Consider the following 21,444-nt stretch of genomic DNA (forward strand, 5'->3'; position numbering starts at 1 on the left):
TCAGGACTCCTCGGTGCTCGGAGCGGCCTGCGCCTGCTCGGCCGGGGCCTCCGCGGCGGCGGGGGCGGCCTGGCGGCGGGCACGGGCCGGACGGTCGGCGCCGTCACGACGCGGACCACGGCCCTGGCGCGGCGCGGAGGCCTGCTGGGCCGCGAGCTCACGCGCGGTGAGGTCGCCCTTGTAGATCCAGACCTTGACGCCGATCCGGCCGAAGGTGGTGCGGGCCTCGTAGAAGCCGTAGTCGATGTTCGCGCGGAGGGTGTGCAGCGGCACGCGCCCCTCGCGGTAGAACTCGGTGCGGCTCATCTCCGCGCCGCCGAGACGGCCGGAGACCTGGACCCGGATGCCCTTGGCGCCCGCGCGGGTGGCGGACTGCATGCCCTTGCGCATGGCGCGACGGAACGAGACGCGCGCGGAGAGCTGCTCGGCGATGCCCTGTGCGACGAGCTGGGCCTCGACCTCGGGGTTCTTGACCTCGAGGATGTTGAGCTGGACCTGCTTGCCGGTGAGCTTCTCGAGCTCGCCGCGGAGCCGGTCGGCCTCCGCGCCGCGGCGGCCGATGACGATGCCCGGCCGCGCGGTGTGGATGTCGACGCGGACCCGGTCGCGGGTGCGCTCGATGTCGACGCGGGCGATCCCGGCGCGGTCCATGCCCGTGGACATGAGCTTGCGGATCGCCACGTCCTCCTTGACGTAGTCGCGGTAGCGCTGGCCGTCCTTGGTGGAGTCGGCGAACCAGCGGCTCTTGTGCTCCGTCGTGATGCCGAGACGGAAGCCGTGCGGGTTGACCTTCTGGCCCATCAGCGGGTGCCTCCGTTCGTGCTCGTGGGCTTGGGGGCGACGACCACGGTGATGTGGCTCGTGCGCTTGTTGATGCGGCTGGCGCGGCCCTGGGCGCGCGGCCGGAACCGCTTCATGGTCGGGCCCTCGTCGACGAAGGCCTTCGCGACGACGAGCTCGCGCTCGTCGAACCGCTCGGCCGTCGCGTCGGCCTTGACCCGGGCGTTGGCGATCGCGGACTCGAGGACCTTGCGGACCTGCTCGCTCGCACCCTGGGGCGCGAAGCGCAGGACCGACACGGCCTCGTCGGCGGCCTTGCCACGGATGAGGTCGACGACGCGTCGGGCCTTCATCGGCGTGATCCGGACGTGCCGGGCCACGGCCTTGGACTCGAGGGTGGTGTTCTCGGTGGCCATCAGCGACGACGCCCCTTCTTGTCGTCCTTGACGTGACCCTTGAAGGTGCGGGTCGGTGCGAACTCGCCGAGCTTGTGGCCGACCATCGCCTCGGTGACGAACACCGGGACGTGCTTGCGGCCGTCGTGGACGGCGAGGGTATGGCCGAGCATGTCGGGCGAGATGACCGAGCGGCGCGACCAGGTCTTGATGACGTTCTTGCTGCCCGCTTCGTTCTGAGCGTCCACCTTCTTCTGGAGGTGGTCGTCGATGAAGGGGCCCTTCTTCAGGCTACGAGGCATGGTTCAGGCTCCTACTCAGCGCTTCTTGCCCGTACGGCGGCGGCGCACGATCAGCTTGTCGCTCGGCTTGCCGGGGCGGCGGGTGCGGCCCTCGGGCTGGCCCCACGGCGAGACGGGGTGACGGCCACCGGACGTGCGGCCCTCACCACCACCGTGGGGGTGGTCGACCGGGTTCATGACGACACCGCGGACGGTCGGGCGCTTGCCCTTCCAGCGCATCCGGCCGGCCTTGCCCCAGTTGATGTTGGACTGCTCGGCGTTGCCGACCTCGCCGACGGTGGCGCGGCAGCGCGCGTCGACGTTGCGGATCTCACCGGACGGCATGCGCAGCTGGGCGTAGGGGCCGTCCTTGGCGACGAGCTGCACGCGGACCCCGGCCGAGCGGGCGATCTTCGCGCCGCCACCGGGCTTGAGCTCGACGGCGTGGATGACCGTACCGGTCGGGATGTTGCGCAGCGGCAGGCTGTTGCCGGGCTTGATGTCGGCGGACGGGCCGTTCTCGATCGACATGCCCTGCTCGAGGCCGCGCGGCGCGAGGATGTAGCGCTTCTCGCCGTCGGCGTAGTGCAGGAGCGCGATCCGCGCGGTGCGGTTCGGGTCGTACTCGATGTGCGCGACCTTGGCCGGCACGCCGTCCTTGTCGTGGCGACGGAAGTCGATGACCCGGTAGGCGCGCTTGTGGCCCCCACCGATGTGGCGGGTGGTGATGCGGCCGTTGTTGTTGCGGCCACCGCTCTTGGTCAGCGGGCGGACGAGGGACTTCTCGGGGGTCGTGCGGGTGACCTCGACGAAGTCGGCCACGCTCGACCCGCGACGCCCCGGCGTCGTCGGCTTGTACTTGCGGATACCCATGGTTACGTCAGTTCCTCAGCTTCCTCAGACGCCGGCGCTGCCGAAGATGTCGATCGAGCCCTCGCGGAGGGTGACGATCGCGCGCTTGGTGTCCTTGCGCTTACCGGTGCCGAACCGCGTGCGGCGGGCCTTGCCCGGGCGGTTCATCGTGTGCACGGAGTCGACCTTGACGCCGAAGACCTGCTCGACGGCGATCTTGATCTCGGTCTTGTTGGACCGCGGGTCGACGAGGAAGGTGTACTTGCCCTCGTCGAGGAGCCCGTAGGACTTCTCGGACACGACCGGCGCGATCAGGATGTCGCGGGGGTTCTTGTCCTGGCTCACTTCTCGTCCTCCCCATTGTCGCTGCCGGCAACGCCGACTTCGTCGCTGTCGGCGGCACCGTCAGCGGGGCCCGGCTCGGCCTTCGGCGCGGCGGCCTTCTTCGTGGTGGCCTTCTTGGCGGCGGTCTTCTTGGCCGGCTTGGCGGCCTCGACCGGCTGGCCGGTGAAGACCTCGTAGGCGGCCTTGGTGAAGACGATGTCGTCGGCGCAGAGCACGTCGTAGGTGTTGAGCTGGTCGACCGCGAGGACGTGGACGTCCACGAGGTTGCGGACCGACTTCATCGAGACGATGTCGGCGCGGTCCAGCACGACGAGCAGGTTCGGCCGCTCGGTGAGACCGGCGAACAGCACCTGGGCGTCCTTCGTCGACGGGACCTCGCCGGTGGCGATGGACTCGACGACGTGGATGCGGCCGTGGCGCGCGCGGTCGGAGAGGGCACCACGCAGGGCCGCGGCCTTCATCTTCTTGGGCGTCCGCTGGGCGTAGTCACGCGGCTGCGGGCCGTGGACGGTGCCACCGCCGGCGAACTGCGGCGCGCGGGTCGAGCCCTGGCGGGCGCGGCCGGTGCCCTTCTGGCGGTACGGCTTGCGCCCACCGCCGCGGACCTCGCCGCGCGTCTTCGTCGCGTGCGTGCCCTGGCGGGCGGCCGCGAGCTGCGCGGTGACGACCTGGTGGATCAGCGGGACGTTGGTCTGGACGTCGAAGATCTCCGCGGGGAGGGTGACGTCGAGGGTCTCGGTAGCCATGGTCAGGCCCCCTTCGCAGCCGAGCGGACGAGGACGACCGCGCCGCGCGGGCCGGGGACGGCACCCTTGACGAGGAGCAGGCCCTTGTCGGTGTCGACGGCGTGGATCGTGAGGTTCTGCGTCGTGTGGCGCACGCCGCCCATGCGGCCGGCCATGCGCATGCCCTTGAAGACGCGACCGGGGGTGGCGCACCCGCCGATCGAGCCGGGCTTGCGGTGGTTGCGGTGCGCACCGTGGGACGCCGAGACACCGTGGAAGCCGTGGCGCTTCATGACACCGGCGAAGCCCTTGCCCTTGGTCGTCGCACTGATGTCGACGGCCTGGCCGGCCTCGAAGGTGTCGGCGCCGAGCTCCTGGCCGAGCGAGTACTCGGCCGCGTCCCCGGTGCGCAGCTCGACGAGGTGGCGGCGGGGTGTGACGCCGGCCTTCTCGAAGTGACCGGCCAGCGGCTTGGTGACCTTGCGCGGGTCGATCGCGCCGTAGCCGAGCTGGACGGCCGCGTAGCCGTCGGTGTCGGCGGCACGCACCTGGGTCACGACGTTCGGGCCGGCCTGGATCACGGTGACGGGCACGAGGCGGTTGTCCTCGTCCCACACCTGGGTCATGCCGAGCTTGGTGCCCAGCAGACCCTTCTGGGTCTTCGTGGCAGTGGTGGTCATCGCGAGCCTCAGAGCTTGATCTCGATGTTGACGTCGGCCGGGAGGTCGAGACGCATCAGCGAGTCGACGGCCTTGGGCGTCGGGTCGATGATGTCGATGAGGCGCTTGTGGGTGCGCATCTCGAAGTGCTCGCGGCTGTCCTTGTACTTGTGCGGCGACCGGATGACGCAGAACACGTTCTTCTCCGTCGGCAGCGGCACGGGGCCCACCACGGTCGCGCCGGCACGGGTCACCGTGTCGACGATCTTGCGCGCCGAGGAGTCGATGACCTCGTGGTCATACGACTTCAAGCGGATGCGGATCTTCTGTCCCGCCATCTGACGTTCCGTCTCTCTCTCGCCGTCCATCTGGTCTATGGCCGGCCCTCGTGGACCTCCGACCCCCGCGGTCGGGTGTGTCGCCCTGTCTCCGCAGGCGAGGCCTGTACGGTCTCCCGTACCTGCTCCGTGGGGTTCGGCTGTCCCGGTGGGACCGGGGCCCGGCTCTTCGCCGACGCGACGCCCCGCCGGACCAGCGGTTCGTCCTCGTCGCGGTGGGCGCGACCGACCCTCGCGGGTCGCTCACGCACGCCGAGCAACCTGACCAGTGTGCCAGAGCCGCGGCACCTCGGCCAAATCGAGCCGGCCCGCACCGGCGACCGCCGTACCAGGGCCCCGCCCTCCCCACCTCATGCCCGCCGAGCCCGTCGCGTCCCTCGTCACGACGACGCGGCCGTCGGCCCGGGCTGCAGCCTCACCTACCGAGCCCCGACCCGACGGGCCCCGCGAGCTCCGGCGTCCGAGGCCCCCCGTCGCGTCCGCCCCGGCGGGCGACGCGCGGCCCGAGCGTCACGAGCGCCACCCCGAGGACGAGGGCTCCGCCGCCGAGCATCGCGAGCACGGTCGGCCGCTCACCGTCGACGAGCCAGGCCGTCACCATCCCGATCGGCGGCACGAGCAGCGTGAACGGGGCGACCTCGGACGCGGGGTGCCGCTCGAGCAGCCGGTTCCAGATGCCGTAGCCCACGAGGCTGGCCAGGAGTGCGGTGTAGGCCGTGGAGGCCCAGTTGACGACGGTCAGGTGCGTGAGCGCGTGGCCGACCACCGCGGGCCCGTCGACCGCCACGGCGAGGGCGAGCACGGGGACCGGGACGACGAGCGCCGACCAGACCACGAGCCCGAGCCCGCCCGGCACCCGCAGCCGGCGGACGAGCACGTTGCCACTCGCCCACGAGACCGCCGCGAGGACGCAGAGGACGAGAGCGACGCCCGGCACGGACCCGCCACGACCGACGGCGACGACGCCGAGGCCGACGACACCGGCCGCGACGCCGGCGAGCTGCACGGGCAACGGCCGCTCGCCGAGGACGAGGGCGGCCAGACCGACGGTGAGGACGGCCTGTGCCTGCAGGACGAGGGATGCCAGGCCGGGCGGCATCCCGACGGCGAGGGAGGTGTAGAGCAGCCCGAACTGGCCCAGGCTCATGAAGGCGCCGACCGCGAGGACCCGTCGCAGCGGAGCCGCGGGCCGGGCGACGAACGGCAGGGCGAGGAGGACGACCGCGAAGCGCACCGCGACGAGGACGAGCGGCGGGACGCCCTCGAGCCCGCGGTCGATGACGACGAAGTTCATCCCCCAGACGAGCATGACGAGGACCGCGGCGGAGGCGTCACGAAGAGTCACGGACCCATCCTCGGGCGGATGTCCGTGAAGCACCAGCAACTAATGTCACCGCACAAGACGTAGCGTTGCTTCATGATCGACGTCGACCATCTCGTCACGCTGAGCGCCATCCGCCGGACGGGCTCCATCGGTGGCGCTGCCAGCCAGCTCGGCTTCACCCCGTCCGCGGTCTCGCAGCAGGTGAGACGGCTCGAGCGACGCGTCGGCGGACCGGTCCTGGATCGCGTCGGGCGCGGGGTGATGCTCACCGAGCTCGGCCGTCACCTCGTCGACGAGGGCGCCGACATCCTCACCGCGCTCGAGGCCCTCGAGGCGGGGCTCGGCCGGGTCACCGGTGGGCCCGCCGTCGGGACCGTCCGGCTCGTCTCGTTCTCGACCGGGGTCCGAGGTCTCGTCGCCCCGGCCCTGCGTGCTCTCGGCGTGGCCGAGCCCGGGCTCGACGTCAGCGTCGTCGAGCAGGACCCGCACGAGGCGATCGACCTCGTCGCCTCCGGCGCCGCCGACAGCGCGCTCGTCCACGGCTGGGGTGACCTGCCCCTGCCGTTCCCCGACCACGTGGAGGTCAGCGGGCTCGGCACCGACGCCGCGGACGTGCTCGTCACCACGGATCATCCCCTCGCCGCCGAGGCAGACGGCCCGGGCGTCGGCGCCGCCCGGCTCGCCACGGAGCGTTGGGTGTGCGCCCCCGCGGGCTCGGTGTGCCACGGCTGGCTCACCCACATGTTCGACCTGCACGGCCTGCGCCCGGACATCCGGCACGAGGCCCTGGAGTTCGCCTCCCAGGTGGCGCTCGTGGACGAGGGCGTGTGCGTCGCGCTCGTCCCACGCCTGGGCCGTGCGGCCCTTCCTCCCGGCGTCGTCGCCGTGCCGGTCACCGACCCCCGCCCCACCCGCCGCGTGATGATGACGTGGCGCCGCTCGATGGCACCCTCCCCCGCCATCACCCGGGTCCGCGACGAGCTGGCCCGGGTCGCCGCCGAGCGGCTCGACCCCTGACACGGCGAAGGGCCCGTCCACCTCACGGTGGACGGGCCCTTCGAGTGCCGGTGGGGACCGGCGTCAGGTCACTCGTTGATCTTGGTGACCCGGCCGGCGCCGACGGTGCGGCCACCCTCGCGGATCGCGAAGCGGAGGCCCTCCTCCATGGCGATCGGCTGGATGAGCTCGACGGACATCTCGGTGTTGTCGCCGGGCATGACCATCTCGGTGCCCTCCGGGAGCTTCACGACACCGGTGACGTCCGTGGTCCGGAAGTAGAACTGCGGACGGTAGTTGTCGTAGAACGGCGTGTGCCGGCCACCCTCGTCCTTGGAGAGGATGTAGACGTTCGCCTCGAACGCGGTGTGCGGCGTGATCGACCCCGGCTTGACGACGACCTGGCCACGCTCGACGTCCTCGCGCTTGATACCGCGCAGGAGGAGGCCGACGTTCTCGCCCGCACGACCCTCGTCGAGGAGCTTGCGGAACATCTCGATGCCGGTGACGGTGGTCTTGGTCGCCGGGCCGGTGTGGATGCCGACGATCTCGACGTCCTCGTTGACCTTGAGGATGCCACGCTCGACACGGCCGGTGACGACGGTGCCACGACCGGTGATCGTGAAGACGTCCTCGACGGGCATGAGGAACGGCTTCTCCGTCTCACGCTCCGGCTCGGGGATGTAGGTGTCGACGGCGTCCATGAGGTCGAGGACCGACTGGCCCCACTCGGCGTCGCCCTCGAGCGCCTTGAGCGCCGAGACCTTGACGACCGGCAGGTCGTCGCCCGGGAACTCGTAGGACGTGAGGAGCTCGCGGACCTCCATCTCGACGAGCTCGAGGATCTCCTCGTCGTCGACCATGTCGGCCTTGTTCAGCGCCACGACGATGTAGGGGACGCCGACCTGGCGGGCCAGGAGGACGTGCTCCTTGGTCTGCGGCATCGGGCCGTCGGTGGCCGCGACGACGAGGATGGCGCCGTCCATCTGGGCCGCACCCGTGATCATGTTCTTCACGTAGTCGGCGTGCCCCGGGCAGTCGACGTGTGCGTAGTGCCGCTGCTCGGTCTGGTACTCGATGTGCGCGATCGAGATCGTGATGCCGCGCTGCTTCTCCTCGGGCGCCTTGTCGATCGAGTCGAACGGCGACGCCTCGTTGAGGTCCGGGTACTTGTCGTGCAGGACCTTCGAGATCGCGGCCGTCAGCGTCGTCTTGCCATGGTCGATGTGACCGATGGTGCCGATGTTGACGTGCGGCTTGGACCGCTCGAACTTTGCCTTCGCCACTTGTTTGTCCTCCTCAGGACTCTTCTCTCGGTAACGCCGTTACGACCGGGCAGGACGTGGCGTCGTCTGTGGGTTTCTGGTGGGGATGCTTCTCTAGGCGAGACCAGCGACCACTCTAGCGGTCACTCGCCCCGGGTCTTCTTGATGATCTCCTCGGCCACCGACTTGGGGACCTCGGCGTAGGAGTCGAACTCCATCGAGTAGTTCGCCCGGCCCTGGGTCTTGGACCGCAGGTCGCCGACGTAGCCGAACATCTCCGACAGCGGCACCACACCGCGGACGACCTTGGCGCCGCTGATGTCCTCCATGGCCTGGATCTGGCCACGGCGGGCGTTGATGTCACCGATGACGTCGCCCATGTAGTCCTCGGGCGTGCGCACCTCGACGGCCATCATCGGCTCGAGGAGCACCGGCTCGCACTTGCGGACGGCCTCCTTGAGCGCCATGGACCCGGCGATCTTGAACGCCATCTCCGAGGAGTCGACGTCGTGGGCCTGGCCGTCGAGCAGCGTGGCCTTGATGCCGACGAGCGGGTAGCCCGCGAGGATGCCGTACTGCATGGCGTCCTGGATGCCGTGGTCGACCGAGGGGATGTACTCGCGCGGGACGCGGCCACCGGTGACCTTGTTCTCGAACTCGTAGAGCTCGCCCTCGGCGGTGTCGAGCGGCGCGAGCGCGATCTGGACCTTCGCGAACTGGCCGGACCCACCCGTCTGCTTCTTGTGGGTGTAGTCGTAGCGGTCGATCCCGCGCTTGATGGTCTCGCGGTAGGCGACCTGCGGCTTGCCGACGTTCGCCTCGACCTTGAACTCGCGCTTCATCCGGTCGACGAGGATGTCGAGGTGGAGCTCGCCCATGCCGGCGATGATCGTCTGGCCGGTCTCCTCGTCGAGGGTGACCTGGAAGGTGGGGTCCTCCTCGGCGAGCTTCTGGATGGCCGTGGAGAGCTTCTCCTGGTCACCCTTGGTCTTGGGCTCGATGGCGACCTGGATGACGGGCTCCGGGAAGGTCATCGACTCGAGGACCACGGGGGCGTCCATCGCCGACAGCGTGTCGCCGGTGGTCGTCGCCTTGAGACCGATGGCGGCGTAGATGTGGCCCGCCATGGCCTCCTCGACCGGGTTCTCCTTGTTGGCGTGCATCTGGAAGAGCTTCCCGATGCGCTCCTTCTTCATCTTCGTGCTGTTGAGCACTTGGGTGCCCGACGAGATGTGGCCGGAGTAGACCCGGATGAAGGTGAGTGTGCCGAAGAACGGGTGCGACGCGACCTTGAAGGCCAGGGCCGAGAACGGCTCGGACTTGCTCGGCGCGCGGGTGATCTCCTCGTCCTCGGCGCCCGGGGCGTGCCCGTGCATCGCGGGGACGTCCACGGGCGAGGGGAGGTAGTCGACGACCGCGTCGAGCATCGGCTGGACGCCGCGGTTCTTGAACGCGGAGCCGCACAGGACGGGGTAGACCTCGGAGGCGATCGTCAGGGCGCGGATGCCCGTCTTGATCTCCTCGGGGGAGAGCTCGCCGCCCTCGAGGTACTTCTCCATGAGGGCGTCGTCGGACTCGGCGACGCGCTCGATGAGGTGGTGGCGGTACTCCTCGACCTGGTCGGCGAGGTCGGCCGGGATGTCCTGGATCTCGTACTTCGCGCCGAGCGTGACGTCGCCCTTGGCGTCGCCCTCCCAGACCAGCGCGCGCTTGTAGATGAGGTCGACGACGCCGACGAAGTCGTTCTCGGCACCGATCGGCAGCTGGAGCACGAGCGGCTCGGCACCGAGGCGGTCCTTGATGGTGTCGACGGTGAAGTAGAAGTCCGCACCGAGCTTGTCCATCTTGTTGACGAAGCAGATGCGCGGCACGCCGTACTTGTCGGCCTGGCGCCACACCGTCTCGGACTGCGGCTCGACGCCCTCCTTGCCGTCGAAGACGGCGACGGCACCGTCGAGCACGCGCAGCGAGCGCTCGACCTCGACCGTGAAGTCGACGTGGCCGGGGGTGTCGATGATGTTGATCTGGTGGCCCTCCCAGAAGGAGGTGACCGCCGCGGAGGTGATCGTGATCCCCCGCTCCTTCTCCTGCTCCATCCAGTCGGTGGTCGAGGCGCCGTCGTGCGTCTCGCCCATCTTCCGGTTGACACCGGTGTAGAAGAGGATGCGCTCCGTCGCCGTCGTCTTGCCGGCGTCGATGTGCGCCATGATGCCGATGTTGCGGACCTTCTTGAGGTCCGTCAGGACGTCCTGTGCCACGTTGGGTGCTCTCGTCTCGTCGCTAGGGGTGTGCGGTTCGGTGCGCTGCGGGGGTCGCGGTGGGCCCGGGGGGCGGCCACGGTCTGCGGCCGGCCCCCCGGGCGCGGCTCACCAGCGGTAGTGCGCGAAGGCCCGGTTGGACTCCGCCATCTTGTGGGTGTCCTCGCGGCGCTTCACCGCGGCACCGAGGCCGTTGGAGGCGTCGAGGATCTCGTTCATGAGGCGCTCGGTCATCGTCTTCTCGCGACGCTGCCGCGAGTAGCCGACGAGCCAGCGCAGGGACAGCGTCGTCGCACGGTTCGGCTTGACCTCGACCGGCACCTGGTAGGTCGCACCGCCGACGCGACGGGACTTGACCTCGAGGGTCGGCCGGATGTTGTCGAGCGCTCGCTTGAGCGTCTGCACCGGGTCGGTGCCGGTCTTGTCGCGGCAGCCCTCCAGCGCGCCGTAGACGATGCGCTCGGCGGTGGACTTCTTGCCGTCGAGGAGGACCTTGTTGACGAGCGCGGTGACCAGCGGGGACTGGTAGACCGGGTCGACGACGAGCGGACGCTTCGGGGCGGGACCCTTGCGCGGCATCAGCCCTTCACCTTCTTCGCGCCGTAGCGGCTGCGGGCCTGCTTGCGGTCGCGGACACCCTGGGTGTCCAGCGCGCCACGGATGATCTTGTAGCGGACGCCGGGGAGGTCCTTCACCCGGCCGCCACGGACGAGCACCATCGAGTGCTCCTGGAGGTTGTGGCCGACGCCCGGGATGTAGGCGGTGACCTCGATGCCGCTCGTCAGGCGCACACGGGCGACCTTGCGGAGGGCGGAGTTCGGCTTCTTGGGGGTGGTCGTGTAGACGCGCGTGCACACGCCACGGCGCTGCGGCGAGCCCTTGAGTGCAGGAGTGTTGACCTTCACGGCCTTGTCCTGCCGGCCCTTGCGCACCAGCTGGTTGATGGTAGGCAACCTGGTTCCTTCGTCTGGTCTGGTCAAGCCTCGGCGTCGGTGCCGCGGCTCCTTGTCATGGCCGGCACTCGACCCCCGCGCTCGGGTGTGTCGCACCGGCTGCTCTTCCCTGCACTCCCCATGGGTCACCCTCGGACGAGAGTGAAGTGGGGCGCCCGGCAAGAGGTGGGCGATGCCGCCTCCGACGCCTCACGGCGATGGCCACGGCCTCCGGGGTCTGGACCTAGCCAGACACGGTGTCCCAGACTACCGGCCTGCGCTGGGGCGTTCCAAATCGTCGACGGACCACCTGCGCGCACCGGTCGCAGGTGGAACGCCAGCCCGGCGGCACGATGTTCCCGAACGGCGGCTAGGGTGCCGCCCGTGCGGACCGACGAGCACGGCCAGCAGGTCGGCGCACCGGTGCCCGGCTGGACGCCCCGGCCCGCCCCTCGCCCGGTGACGCTCGACGGGCGGTGGTGCCGCCTCGTCCCGTACGCACCGGAGCACGACGAGCCGCTGCACGTCGCCCTCGACCTCGAGAGCTCCCCCACCGTCTGGTCGTACTACCCGTCGGGGCCGCACCGGAGCACCGACGACCTCCGGGCCTGGCTGGGGAGGGTGGTCGCGCGGCCCGACCAGGTGACGATGACCGTGCTGTCCCCGGCGGGCGCGCCGCTCGGGGTCGCGTGCTACCTGCGGATCGACCCGCCCAACGGCTCGGTGGAGGTCGGCAACATCGTCTACGGCTCCGCGCTGCAGCGGACCACGGCGGCCACCGAGGCCATGTACCTCATGATGCGGCACGCCTTCGACGACCTCGGCTACCGGCGCTACGAGTGGAAGTGCGACGCGCTCAACGCCCCGTCCCGCGACGCCGCGGAGCGGCTGGGCTTCACGTACGAGGGCACGTTCCGCAACGCCGTGGTGTACCGCGGCCGCAACCGCGACACGGCCTGGTTCTCGGTCACCGACGCCGAGTGGCCGCGGCTCCGCACCGGCCTCGAGCGGTGGCTGGACCCGGCGAACTTCGACGCCGACGGCCGGCAGCGCACCGCCCTGGACGTCCGGACTCGACGCTGAGCCGTCGGTCGCTCACGACTCCTCGAGGCGCTCGAAGGCCGGCGCATAGCGGAAGGGCCCGGCGAGCTGCGGTCGCCAGGCGCGGAGGACCTTGACCTGGAAGTAGCGGTCGTCCCAGGGGCCTGGCGAGCCGATGCCGTGCTCGACCGCCGGCACGAACCCGAAGTGCCCGTAGTACCCGGGGTCGCCGAGCAGCACGAGGGAGGGCTCGGCGGCCTGGTCCGCCGTGGCGATCACGGACGCCATGAGCGCGGAGCCGATGCCCTGTCGCTGCAGGTCCGGGCGGACGGCCAGCGGCCCCAGGCCGACCGAGACGCCGCGGCCCATCGTCGCGCGGCTGCACACCACGGAGCCGACCACTTCGCCGTCGAGCTCGGCGACGAAGGTGAGGCCGGGGACGACGTCGCCGTCCGATCGCAGCGCGTCGGCGAGCCGGGCCTCGACGGTCTCCTGCGCACCCTCGGGCACCGGGAACGCCGCGTCGAGGACACCGCGGACGCCGGGTGCGTCCGTGGACTGCTCGGGACGGATGACGAGGTCGGCGCGCACGACCCCATCCTTCCCTACCGCCCGCGAGCCAGCGTGTAGAGCGCGTAGTGGAAGGTGCGTCCGTCCCGCGCGACCTCGAGCACCGTCTCCTCGATCCGGTCCTGCGGACCTGCCACCCGGCGCAGGTGTTGCTCGAGGTCCGGGGCCGCGTGCGAGGACCAGACGACGAGCACCCCGGCCGGGCGCAGCACTCCCCGTGCCCGGGCGAGCAGGGGCGTGCGGTAGAGGTCGGCGTTGCCGGGGTGGACGAGGAAGCCGGGGCCGTTGTCGACGTCGAGGAGGACGAGGTCCCAGCACCCCGAGGGGCCCGCCCCACGACGGAGGACGTCGGCGACGTCCTCGACGTGCAGCGCGCACCGGTCCCCCTCGAGACCCGAGAGCTCGGGGGCCAGACCCTCGCGGGCCCATCGCACGAGCGGCTCCGCGAGCTCGACGACGTCAACGTGACGTACCCGGGCGTCGTCGAGGACCGCCCGCGTGGTGAAGCCCAGCCCCAGCCCGCCCACGAGCACCCTCCCGGGCGCCGGGTGGCGGCGCAGGGCCTCGGTGGCGAGGAGCACCTCGGTGGAGGTGTCGACGGTGTCCATCGTGAACGTGCCGTCGACGAAGAGCTCGAGGACCTCGCCGCGACGCCGCAGGACCACCTCGCCGGCAGGGGTGTCCTCGCGGCCGAGGGTCACGGGGACGACGGGCTCCATCCGGGAAGCGTAGGCACACGCGACGAGGGCGGGCACCCGGTGGTCTCCCACCGTGGTGCCCGCCCTCGTCAGGTGCGGGTCGGACCCGTCAGAGCCGGTCGAGACCGAGCTCGGAGTCGTCGAGGCGTACGGCCTCGCCGGAGCCAGGACCGAACGAGAACGCGTAGTCCTCGTAGTTCGGCATCGAGTACATCGCTGCCTTGGCCTCCTCGGTGGGCTCGACCGCGATGTTCCGGTACCGGGTGAGGCCGGTGCCCGCGGGGATGAGCTTGCCGAGGATGACGTTCTCCTTGAGGCCCAGCAGCGGGTCGGACTTGCCCTCCATCGCGGCCTCGGTGAGGACGCGCGTCGTCTCCTGGAAGGACGCCGCCGACAGCCACGACTCGGTCGCGAGCGAGGCCTTGGTGATGCCCATGAGCTCGGGTCGACCCGAGGCGGGACGACCGCCCTCGGAGACCACCCGACGGTTCTCGGACTCGAAGCGGCCGCGCTCGGCGAGCATGCCCGGCAGGAGGTCGGCGTCGCCCGACTCGATGATCGTGATCCGGCGGAGCATCTGCCGGACGATGACCTCGATGTGCTTGTCGTGGATCGACACACCCTGCTGGCGGTACACGTTCTGGACCTCGTCGACGAGGTGCATCTGCACCTGGCGCGGGCCGAGGATCCGGAGCACCTGCTTCGGGTCGATCGAGCCCTGGGTCAGCTGGGTGCCGACCTCGACGTGCTGGCCGTCCTGGACCAGCAGGCGGGCCCGCTTCGTCACCGGGTAGGCGTGGTCCTCGGAGCCGTCGTCCGGGGTGACGAGGATGCGCCGCGCCTTGTCGGTCTCCTCGATCGTCACCCGCCCGCTGGACTCGGCGATCGGGGCGACACCCTTCGGGGTGCGCGCCTCGAAGAGCTCGACGACACGCGGCAGACCCTGGGTGATGTCGTCACCGGCCACACCACCGGTGTGGAAGGTCCGCATCGTCAGCTGGGTACCGGGCTCACCGATCGACTGCGCCGCGATGATGCCGACGGCCTCGCCGATGTCGACGAGCTTGCCGGTGGCCAGCGAGCGGCCGTAGCACTTGGCGCAGGTCCCGACCTTGGAGTCGCAGGTGAGCACGGAGCGCACCTTGACGGAGTCGACTCCGGCCGCGAAGAGCGCGCCGATGACGACGTCGCCGAGGTCGATGCCGGCCTGGGCGAGCACCTCGCCGTCCTGGGTGACGTCCTCGGCGAGCGAGCGTGCGTAGACCGAGGTCTCGACGTCGTCGTGGACCGCCCGCGTGCCGGTGCGCTCGTCGGTCGTCGCGATGGGCATCGTCAGCCCACGCTCGGTGCCGCAGTCGTCCTCGCGGATGATGACGTCCTGCGAGACGTCGACGAGGCGACGGGTGAGGTACCCGGAGTCGGCGGTGCGCAGCGCGGTATCCGCGAGGCCCTTGCGGGAGCCGTGCGTCGAGATGAAGAACTCGACGACCGTGAGGCCCTCGCGGAAGTTCGCGCGGATCGGCCGCGGGATGATGTCGCCCTTCGGGTTCGACACCAGGCCACGCATGCCGGCGATCTGGCGGAGCTGCATCCAGTTACCGCGCGCACCCGAGCTCACCATCCGGTAGATGGTGTTGGTGCGCGGGATGTTGCCCTCCATCTCCTTGGCGACCTCGTTCGTCGCCTGGGTCCAGATCTCGATGAGCTCCTGACGGCGCTCGTCGTCGGTGATCAGACCGCGCTCGTACTGCGTCTGCACCTTCGTGGCCTTGGTCTCGTAGGCCTCGAGGATCTCGCCCTTGCGCGGCGGGGTGACGACGTCGGAGATAGCCACCGTGGTGCCCGAGCGGGTCGCCCAGTGGAAGCCGTACTCCTTGAGCGCGTCGAGGCTCGCCGCGACCTGCACCTTGCTGTACCGCTCGGCGAGGTCGTTGACGATCGTCGACAGGCGCTTCTTGTCGACCTGGTCGTTGACGTAGGGGTAGTCCTCCGGCAGCGTCTCGTTGAAGAGCGCGCGGCCGAGGGTCGTCTCGAGCGTCAGCGACGGGACGGTGCCGTCCGCGCCGACCTCGACACCCTCCGGCAGCTCCATGAGCGGCGTCGGGACGAGACGCTCGAGGCGGATCTTGACGTTCGACCCCAGCTCGATCTCGCCCGCGTCGAACGCCATCCGCGCCTCCGACGGGGTCGCGAAGACCCGGCCGGCGCCCTTGCCGTCCTCGACCTCGGAGGTGAGGTGGTACAGGCCGATGATCATGTCCTGGGTGGGCATGGTCACCGGGCGGCCGTCGGCCGGCTTGAGGATGTTGTTCGAGGACAGCATGAGGATGCGGGCCTCGGCCTGCGCCTCCGCCGACAGCGGCACGTGCACGGCCATCTGGTCACCGTCGAAGTCCGCGTTGAACGCGGTGCAGACGAGCGGGTGGATCTGGATGGCCTTGCCCTCGACGAGCTGCGGCTCGAAGGCCTGGATGCCGAGGCGGTGCAGCGTGGGTGCACGGTTGAGCAGCACGGGGTGCTCGGTGATGACCTCCTCGAGGACGTCCCACACGACCGGACGCTGACGCTCGACCATCCGCTTGGCGGACTTGATGTTCTGCGCGTGGTCGAGGTCGACGAGCCGCTTCATGACGAACGGCTTGAAGAGCTCGAGCGCCATCTGCTTCGGCAGGCCGCACTGGTGCAGCTTGAGCTGCGGGCCGACGACGATGACCGAGCGGCCCGAGTAGTCGACGCGCTTGCCGAGCAGGTTCTGGCGGAACCGGCCCTGCTTGCCCTTGAGCATGTCGGACAGCGACTTGAGCGGACGGTTGCCGGGGCCCGTGACGGGGCGGCCGCGGCGGCCGTTGTCGAAGAGGCTGTCGACGGCCTCCTGGAGCATCCGCTTCTCGTTGTTGACGATGATCTCGGGCGCACCGAGGTCGAGCAGCCGCTTGAGGCGGTTGTTCCGGTTGATGACCCGGCGGTAGAGGTCGTTGAGGTCGGACGTCGCGAACCGCCCACCGTCGAGCTGCACCATCGGGCGCAGGTCCGGCGGGATGACCGGGATCGCGTCGAGGACCATGCCGGCCGGCTGGTTCGTCGTCGTCTGGAACGCGGACACGACCTTGAGGCGCTTCAGGGCCCGGGTCTTGCGCTGGCCCTTGCCCGTGGCGATGGTCTCGCGCAGCGACTCCGCCTCGGCCTCGAGGTCGAAGGTCTCGAGGCGCTTCTGGATCGCCGCGGCGCCCATCCCGCCCTCGAAGTAGAGCCCGAACCGGTCGCGCATCTCGCGGTAGAGGACCTCGTCGCCCTCGAGGTCCTGGACCTTGAGGTTCTTGAAGCGGTCCCAGACCTGCTCGAGCCGCTCGACCTGCTGGTCGGCGCGGCGGCGGATGGCGTTCATCTCCCGCTCGGCGGAGTCGCGGACCTTGCGCTTGGCGTCGGACTTGGCGCCCTCGGCCTCGAGCGCGGCGATGTCGTCCTCGAGCTTCTTGGCCCGGGTCTCGACGTCGGCGTCGCGCCGGTTCTCGATCTCCTTCTTCTCGACCTGGATCTGCGCCTCGAGCGACGGGAGGTCGGCGTGCCGCTGGTCCTCGTCGACGTGGGTGATCATGTACGCCGCGAAGTAGATGACCTTCTCGAGGTCCTTCGGGGCGAGGTCGAGCAGGTACCCGAGGCGGCTCGGGACACCCTTGAAGTACCAGATGTGGGTGACGGGGGCGGCGAGCTCGATGTGGCCCATCCGCTCACGCCGCACGGCGGCGCGGGTGACCTCGACACCGCAGCGCTCACAGATGATGCCCTTGAAGCGGACCCGCTTGTACTTGCCGCAGGCGCACTCCCAGTCCCGGGTCGGGCCGAAGATCTTCTCGCAGAAGAGGCCGTCCTTCTCGGGCTTCAGGGTGCGGTAGTTGATCGTCTCGGGCTTCTTGACCTCGCCGTGGCTCCAGGCACGGATGGAGTCGGCCGTCGCGAGACCGATCCGGAGCTCGTCGAAGAAGTTGACGTCGAGCACGTGGTTCCTTCTCTCGTTCTACGAAATCTCTGGTCTGACTGGTGTGAGTCGGGCGGGCTCCCCGGTCCGGACGCCTCGCGGTGTCCGGGCCGGGGCACCTGTCAGACCTCTTCGACGCTGCTCGGCTCGCGCCGGGACAGGTCGATGCCGAGCTCCTCCGCCGCGCGGAAGACGTCGTCCTCCGCGTCGTGCATCTCGATCGTGGAGCCGTCGCTGGACAGCACCTCGACGTTGAGGCAGAGGCTCTGCATCTCCTTGATGAGCACCTTGAAGGACTCGGGGATGCCGGGCTCGGGGATGTTGTCGCCCTTGACGATGGCCTCGTACACCTTGACGCGGCCGTTGACGTCGTCGGACTTGATGGTGAGCAGCTCCTGCAGCGCGTAGGCCGCGCCGTACGCCTCGAGGGCCCAGACCTCCATCTCACCGAAGCGCTGGCCACCGAACTGGGCCTTACCGCCGAGCGGCTGCTGGGTGATCATCGAGTACGGACCCGTGCTGCGCGCGTGGATCTTGTCGTCCACGAGGTGGTGCAGCTTGAGGATGTACATGTAGCCCACGGAGACCGGCTCGGGGAACGGCTCGCCGGAGCGGCCGTCGAAGAGCCGGGCCTTGCCGGAGCCGTCGATGAGACGGTCGCCGTCGCGGGTCGGGTTCGTCGAGTCGAGGAGACCGACGATCTCGTTCTCGCGGACACCGTCGAACACCGGCGAGGCGACGCGCGTCCCGGCCTCCGCCTCACGGGCGTCCTCCGGGATGAGCGAGGCCCAGTCCGGCTGGCCCTCGATCTTCCAGCCCCTGCTGGCGGCCCAGCCGAGGTGGAGCTCGAGGATCTGGCCGACGTTCATCCGTCCGGGCACGCCGAGCGGGTTGAGCACGATGTCGACCGGGGTGCCGTCCGGCAGGAAGGGCATGTCCTCGACCGGGAGGATCTTGGAGATGACGCCCTTGTTGCCGTGCCGGCCGGCGAGCTTGTCGCCGTCGGTGATCTTCCGCTTGTTCGCGACATAGACGCGGACCAGCTGGTTGACACCCGGCGGGAGCTCGTCGCCCTCGTCCTTGTCGAAGACCTTGACACCGATGACGGTGCCGGTCTCGCCGTGCGGGACCTTGAGGGAGGTGTCGCGGACCTCGCGCGCCTTCTCACCGAAGATCGCGCGGAGCAGCCGCTCCTCGGGGGTCAGCTCGGTCTCGCCCTTCGGCGTGACCTTGCCGACGAGGAGGTCGCCGTCGCGGACCTCGGCACCGATCCGGATGATGCCGCGCTCGTCGAGGTCGGCGAGGACGTCCTCGCTGACGTTCGGGATGTCGCGGGTGATCTCCTCCGGGCCGAGCTTGGTGTCGCGGGCGTCGACCTCGTGCTCCTCGATGTGGATGGAGGAGAGGACGTCGTCCTGCACCAGACGCTGGCTGAGGATGATCGCGTCCTCGTAGTTGTGGCCCTCCCACGGCATGAACGCGACGAGCAGGTTGCGCCCGAGCGCCATCTCGCCGCCCTCGGTCGCGGGACCGTCGGCGATGAGCTGACCGGCCTCGAGGCGCTGGCCCTCCTGGACCCGGACGACCTGGTTGTAGCTGTTGCCCTGGTTGGAGCGGTCGAACTTCGCGATCCGGTAGGTGCGCGAGGTGCCGTCGTCGGCGGCGACCGTCACGAGGTCGGCGGAGACCTCGGTGACGGCCCCGGCCTTCTCGGCCACGACGACGTCACCGGAGTCGACCGCCGCGCGGTACTCCATGCCGGTGCCGACGAGCGGGGCCTCGGCCCGCACGAGCGGGACGGCCTGGCGCTGCATGTTCGAGCCCATGAGCGCGCGGTTGGCGTCGTCGTGCTCGAGGAACGGGATGAGCGCGGTCGCGGCCGAGACCATCTGGCGGGGCGAGACGTCGATGTAGTCGACCTCGTCGGCCGGGACGTACTCGACCTCGCCGCCCTTGCGGCGGACCGTCACACGCTCGTGCGCGAAGTGCGTGCCGTCATCGGTGAGGGTGGCGTTCGCCTGCGCGATGACGTGCTCGTCCTCCTCGTCCGCGGACAGGTAGTGCACGTCGTCGGTGATGCGGCCCTTCTCGACCTTGCGGTACGGGGTCTCGATGAAGCCGAAGGAGTTGATCCGCCCGTAGGACGCGAGCGAGCCGATGAGGCCGATGTTCGGACCCTCGGGGGTCTCGATCGGGCACATCCGGCCGTAGTGCGACGGGTGGACGTCGCGGACCTCCATGCCGGCGCGGTCGCGGGAGAGACCACCCGGGCCCAGGGCCGACAGACGCCGCTTGTGCGTCAGGCCCGCGAGCGGGTTGTTCTGGTCCATGAACTGGGAGAGCTGGCTGGTGCCGAAGAACTCCTTGATGGACGCCACGACCGGGCGGATGTTGATGAGCGTCTGCGGCGTGATGGCCTCGACGTCCTGGGTCGTCATCCGCTCGCGGACGACGCGCTCCATCCGGGACAGACCCGTGCGGACCTGGTTCTGGATGAGCTCGCCGACGTTGCGCAGGCGGCGGTTGCCGAAGTGGTCGATGTCGTCGGTCTCGACGCGGACCTCGACGTCCTCGCCCCGGCGGTGGCCGGCGATCGTGTCCTCACCGGCGTGCAGCGCGACGAGGTAGTGGATCGTGGCGACGATGTCGTCGACCGACAGCGTGGACTGGGTGAGGTCGGCGTCGACGCCGAGCTTCTTGTCGATCTTGTACCGGCCGACCTTGGCGAGGTCGTAGCGCTTGCCGTTGAAGTACAGGTTGTCCAGGAGGGTCTGCGCGGCCTCCTTGGTCGGCGGCTCGCCCGGACGCAGCTTGCGGTAGATGTCGAGCAGCGCGTCGTCCTGGTCGGTGGTGTTGTCCTTCTCCAGGGTGAGCCGCATCGACTCGTAGTCGCCGAACTGCTCGAGGATCTCGGCCTCGGACATGCCGAGGGCCTTGAGCAGGACCGTGACGGACTGCTTGCGCTTGCGGTCGACGCGCACGCCGACCATGTCGCGCTTGTCGACCTCGAACTCGAGCCAGGCACCGCGGCTCGGGATGACCTTCGCGGAGTAGACGTCCTTGTCGGAGGTCTTGTCCGGGGTGCGCTCGAAGTAGACGCCCGGGCTGCGGACGAGCTGGGAGACGACGACGCGCTCGGTGCCGTTGATGACGAACGTGCCGCGCTCGGTCATGAGCGGGAAGTCGCCCATGAACACCGTCTGGCTCTTGATCTCGCCGGTCGTGTTGTTCATGAACTCGGCGGTGACGAACAGCGGCGCCGAGTAGGTCTGGTCGCGCTCCTTGCACTCCTCGATGGAGTACTTGACCTCCTCGAAACGGTGGTCGCGGAAGCTCAGCGACATCGAGCCGCTGAAGTCCTCGATGGGGGAGATCTCCTCGAAGATCTCCTCGAGGCCCGAGCGCTCGGGGACGTCGTCCCGGCCGGCGGCCTGGGCCTGCGCGACGCGCTCCTGCCAGCGCTCGTTGCCGAGGAGCCAGTCGAAGCTCTCGGTCTGGAGAGCGAGGAGGTCGGGGACCTCCAGGGGCTCACGGATCTTGGCGAAGGAGAGACGGCCTGAAGCCGTCCGAGCAGAGTTCACGGTCTTGGACGAGGTGCGCGAGGCAGCCAAGGAGGGTTCCTTCCACAGGCCTGGTTTGACGTGCGTTCCGGCCGCTCTCCACCCACCGGCTCATCGCAGGACCGCCGCTTCGCAGGTCTCCCGGGGCAGCCGGGGGCATGGCGAGGACGACGGCTCGACACCGAGCATGGAAGGTAAGGGGCAGCGCAAAGAAGTACCATACCCCACACAGGCAGCACCGTCCAACCGCGTCAAGCCCCCTGGCTCCCGGTGCGGACGCCCACGCGAGCGGGCGACGCAGCCAGGATGGCCGCAACACCCCGTGACGTCAAGCAGTACGGGCCAATCGGCGTTGCTCGCCGGCCGTGGAGGCACGCTCAGCAGGCCGCGATACGGCCGACCCCGGGTGCGGCGGCTGCCATCCGGACACGACCGTGGGGGCCCCCCCC

19 protein-coding genes are annotated in these 21,444 nt (G+C 69.9%); 2 read left to right on the plus strand and 17 right to left on the minus strand.

The window, feature by feature from the left end; all coding sequences use genetic code 11:
- The 9 genes from rpsC to JQN72_RS15940 all read right to left on the minus strand — a co-directional run bounded on the left by rpsC (nucleotide 1) and on the right by JQN72_RS15940 (nucleotide 5,720).
- Nucleotides 1-801: a 30S ribosomal protein S3 gene (rpsC, locus tag JQN72_RS15900; RefSeq protein WP_204136113.1), complete on the minus strand. Its 801-nt coding sequence runs from the start codon at nucleotides 799-801 to the stop codon at nucleotides 1-3.
- A complete protein-coding gene (gene rplV, locus JQN72_RS15905; RefSeq protein WP_204136114.1) occupies nucleotides 801-1,196 on the minus strand; it encodes a 50S ribosomal protein L22 in 396 nt (131 codons plus the stop codon). The genes rpsC and rplV overlap by 1 nt, the downstream gene beginning before the upstream one ends.
- On the minus strand, nucleotides 1,196-1,477 hold the full coding sequence (gene rpsS, locus JQN72_RS15910) for a 30S ribosomal protein S19 (protein ID WP_204136115.1): 282 nt from the start codon (nucleotides 1,475-1,477) through the stop codon (nucleotides 1,196-1,198). The genes rplV and rpsS overlap by 1 nt, the downstream gene beginning before the upstream one ends.
- Nucleotides 1,478-1,492: 15 nt before the next feature.
- A complete protein-coding gene (gene rplB / locus JQN72_RS15915) occupies nucleotides 1,493-2,329 on the minus strand; it encodes a 50S ribosomal protein L2 (protein ID WP_204136116.1) in 837 nt (278 codons plus the stop codon).
- 24 nt (nucleotides 2,330-2,353) lie between these two features.
- Nucleotides 2,354-2,653 (minus strand): 50S ribosomal protein L23, encoded by a 300-nt coding sequence (gene rplW / locus JQN72_RS15920; RefSeq protein WP_204136117.1) that lies wholly within the window; start codon nucleotides 2,651-2,653, stop codon nucleotides 2,354-2,356.
- Nucleotides 2,650-3,399: a 50S ribosomal protein L4 gene (gene rplD / locus JQN72_RS15925; RefSeq protein WP_204136118.1), complete on the minus strand. Its 750-nt coding sequence runs from the start codon at nucleotides 3,397-3,399 to the stop codon at nucleotides 2,650-2,652. The genes rplW and rplD overlap by 4 nt, the downstream gene beginning before the upstream one ends.
- Nucleotides 3,400-3,401: 2 nt before the next feature.
- Nucleotides 3,402-4,058 (minus strand): 50S ribosomal protein L3, encoded by a 657-nt coding sequence (gene rplC / locus JQN72_RS15930; RefSeq protein ID WP_204136119.1) that lies wholly within the window; start codon nucleotides 4,056-4,058, stop codon nucleotides 3,402-3,404.
- A gap of 8 nt (nucleotides 4,059-4,066) precedes the next feature.
- On the minus strand, nucleotides 4,067-4,375 hold the full coding sequence (rpsJ, locus tag JQN72_RS15935) for a 30S ribosomal protein S10 (RefSeq protein ID WP_012867945.1): 309 nt from the start codon (nucleotides 4,373-4,375) through the stop codon (nucleotides 4,067-4,069).
- A gap of 415 nt (nucleotides 4,376-4,790) precedes the next feature.
- Complete coding sequence (locus tag JQN72_RS15940) at nucleotides 4,791-5,720, minus strand: EamA family transporter (protein WP_307812753.1); 930 nt, start codon at nucleotides 5,718-5,720, stop codon at nucleotides 4,791-4,793.
- A gap of 72 nt (nucleotides 5,721-5,792) precedes the next feature.
- Between JQN72_RS15940 and JQN72_RS15945 the strand changes: the two genes are divergently transcribed.
- Nucleotides 5,793-6,716 (plus strand): LysR family transcriptional regulator, encoded by a 924-nt coding sequence (locus JQN72_RS15945; protein ID WP_204136120.1) that lies wholly within the window; start codon nucleotides 5,793-5,795, stop codon nucleotides 6,714-6,716.
- A 68-nt stretch (nucleotides 6,717-6,784) separates the two neighbouring features.
- On the opposite strand, the gene tuf is transcribed toward JQN72_RS15945, so the two are convergent.
- The 4 genes from tuf to rpsL all read right to left on the minus strand — a co-directional run bounded on the left by tuf (nucleotide 6,785) and on the right by rpsL (nucleotide 11,171).
- Nucleotides 6,785-7,981: an elongation factor Tu gene (gene tuf, locus JQN72_RS15950; RefSeq protein ID WP_204136121.1), complete on the minus strand. Its 1,197-nt coding sequence runs from the start codon at nucleotides 7,979-7,981 to the stop codon at nucleotides 6,785-6,787.
- Nucleotides 7,982-8,103: 122 nt separating this feature from the next.
- Nucleotides 8,104-10,218: an elongation factor G gene (fusA, locus tag JQN72_RS15955; RefSeq protein WP_204136122.1), complete on the minus strand. Its 2,115-nt coding sequence runs from the start codon at nucleotides 10,216-10,218 to the stop codon at nucleotides 8,104-8,106.
- Nucleotides 10,219-10,326: 108 nt separating this feature from the next.
- Nucleotides 10,327-10,797 (minus strand): 30S ribosomal protein S7, encoded by a 471-nt coding sequence (rpsG, locus tag JQN72_RS15960; RefSeq protein ID WP_204136123.1) that lies wholly within the window; start codon nucleotides 10,795-10,797, stop codon nucleotides 10,327-10,329.
- A complete protein-coding gene (gene rpsL, locus JQN72_RS15965; RefSeq protein ID WP_204136124.1) occupies nucleotides 10,797-11,171 on the minus strand; it encodes a 30S ribosomal protein S12 in 375 nt (124 codons plus the stop codon). The genes rpsG and rpsL overlap by 1 nt, the downstream gene beginning before the upstream one ends.
- 363 nt (nucleotides 11,172-11,534) lie before the next feature.
- On the opposite strand from rpsL, the gene JQN72_RS15970 reads away from it, so the two are divergent.
- The gene (locus JQN72_RS15970) at nucleotides 11,535-12,233 is read left to right on the plus strand and encodes a GNAT family protein (protein WP_307812754.1); all 699 of its coding nucleotides are present in this window, start codon (nucleotides 11,535-11,537) and stop codon (nucleotides 12,231-12,233) included.
- Nucleotides 12,234-12,245: 12 nt separating this feature from the next.
- Here the strand turns inward: JQN72_RS15970 and JQN72_RS18555 are convergent, their stop codons facing one another.
- From JQN72_RS18555 to rpoB, 4 genes are all read right to left on the minus strand, one after another.
- Nucleotides 12,246-12,782 (minus strand): N-acetyltransferase, encoded by a 537-nt coding sequence (locus JQN72_RS18555; RefSeq protein ID WP_307812756.1) that lies wholly within the window; start codon nucleotides 12,780-12,782, stop codon nucleotides 12,246-12,248.
- A gap of 14 nt (nucleotides 12,783-12,796) precedes the next feature.
- Nucleotides 12,797-13,480: a hypothetical protein gene (locus JQN72_RS18560; RefSeq protein WP_239100749.1), complete on the minus strand. Its 684-nt coding sequence runs from the start codon at nucleotides 13,478-13,480 to the stop codon at nucleotides 12,797-12,799.
- 88 nt (nucleotides 13,481-13,568) lie between these two features.
- On the minus strand, nucleotides 13,569-17,456 hold the full coding sequence (locus tag JQN72_RS15980) for a DNA-directed RNA polymerase subunit beta' (protein ID WP_204136127.1): 3,888 nt from the start codon (nucleotides 17,454-17,456) through the stop codon (nucleotides 13,569-13,571).
- A 101-nt stretch (nucleotides 17,457-17,557) separates the two neighbouring features.
- Nucleotides 17,558-21,046 carry a DNA-directed RNA polymerase subunit beta gene (gene rpoB / locus JQN72_RS15985; RefSeq protein WP_204136128.1) on the minus strand — a complete coding sequence of 1,163 codons (3,489 nt, stop codon included), beginning with the start codon at nucleotides 21,044-21,046 and terminating at the stop codon, nucleotides 17,558-17,560.
- Between the last annotated feature and the right edge of the window lie 398 nt (nucleotides 21,047-21,444).

The sequence above is a fragment of the Phycicoccus sp. CSK15P-2 genome (assembly GCF_016888005.1).
Lineage (GTDB): Bacteria > Actinomycetota > Actinomycetes > Actinomycetales > Dermatophilaceae > Phycicoccus.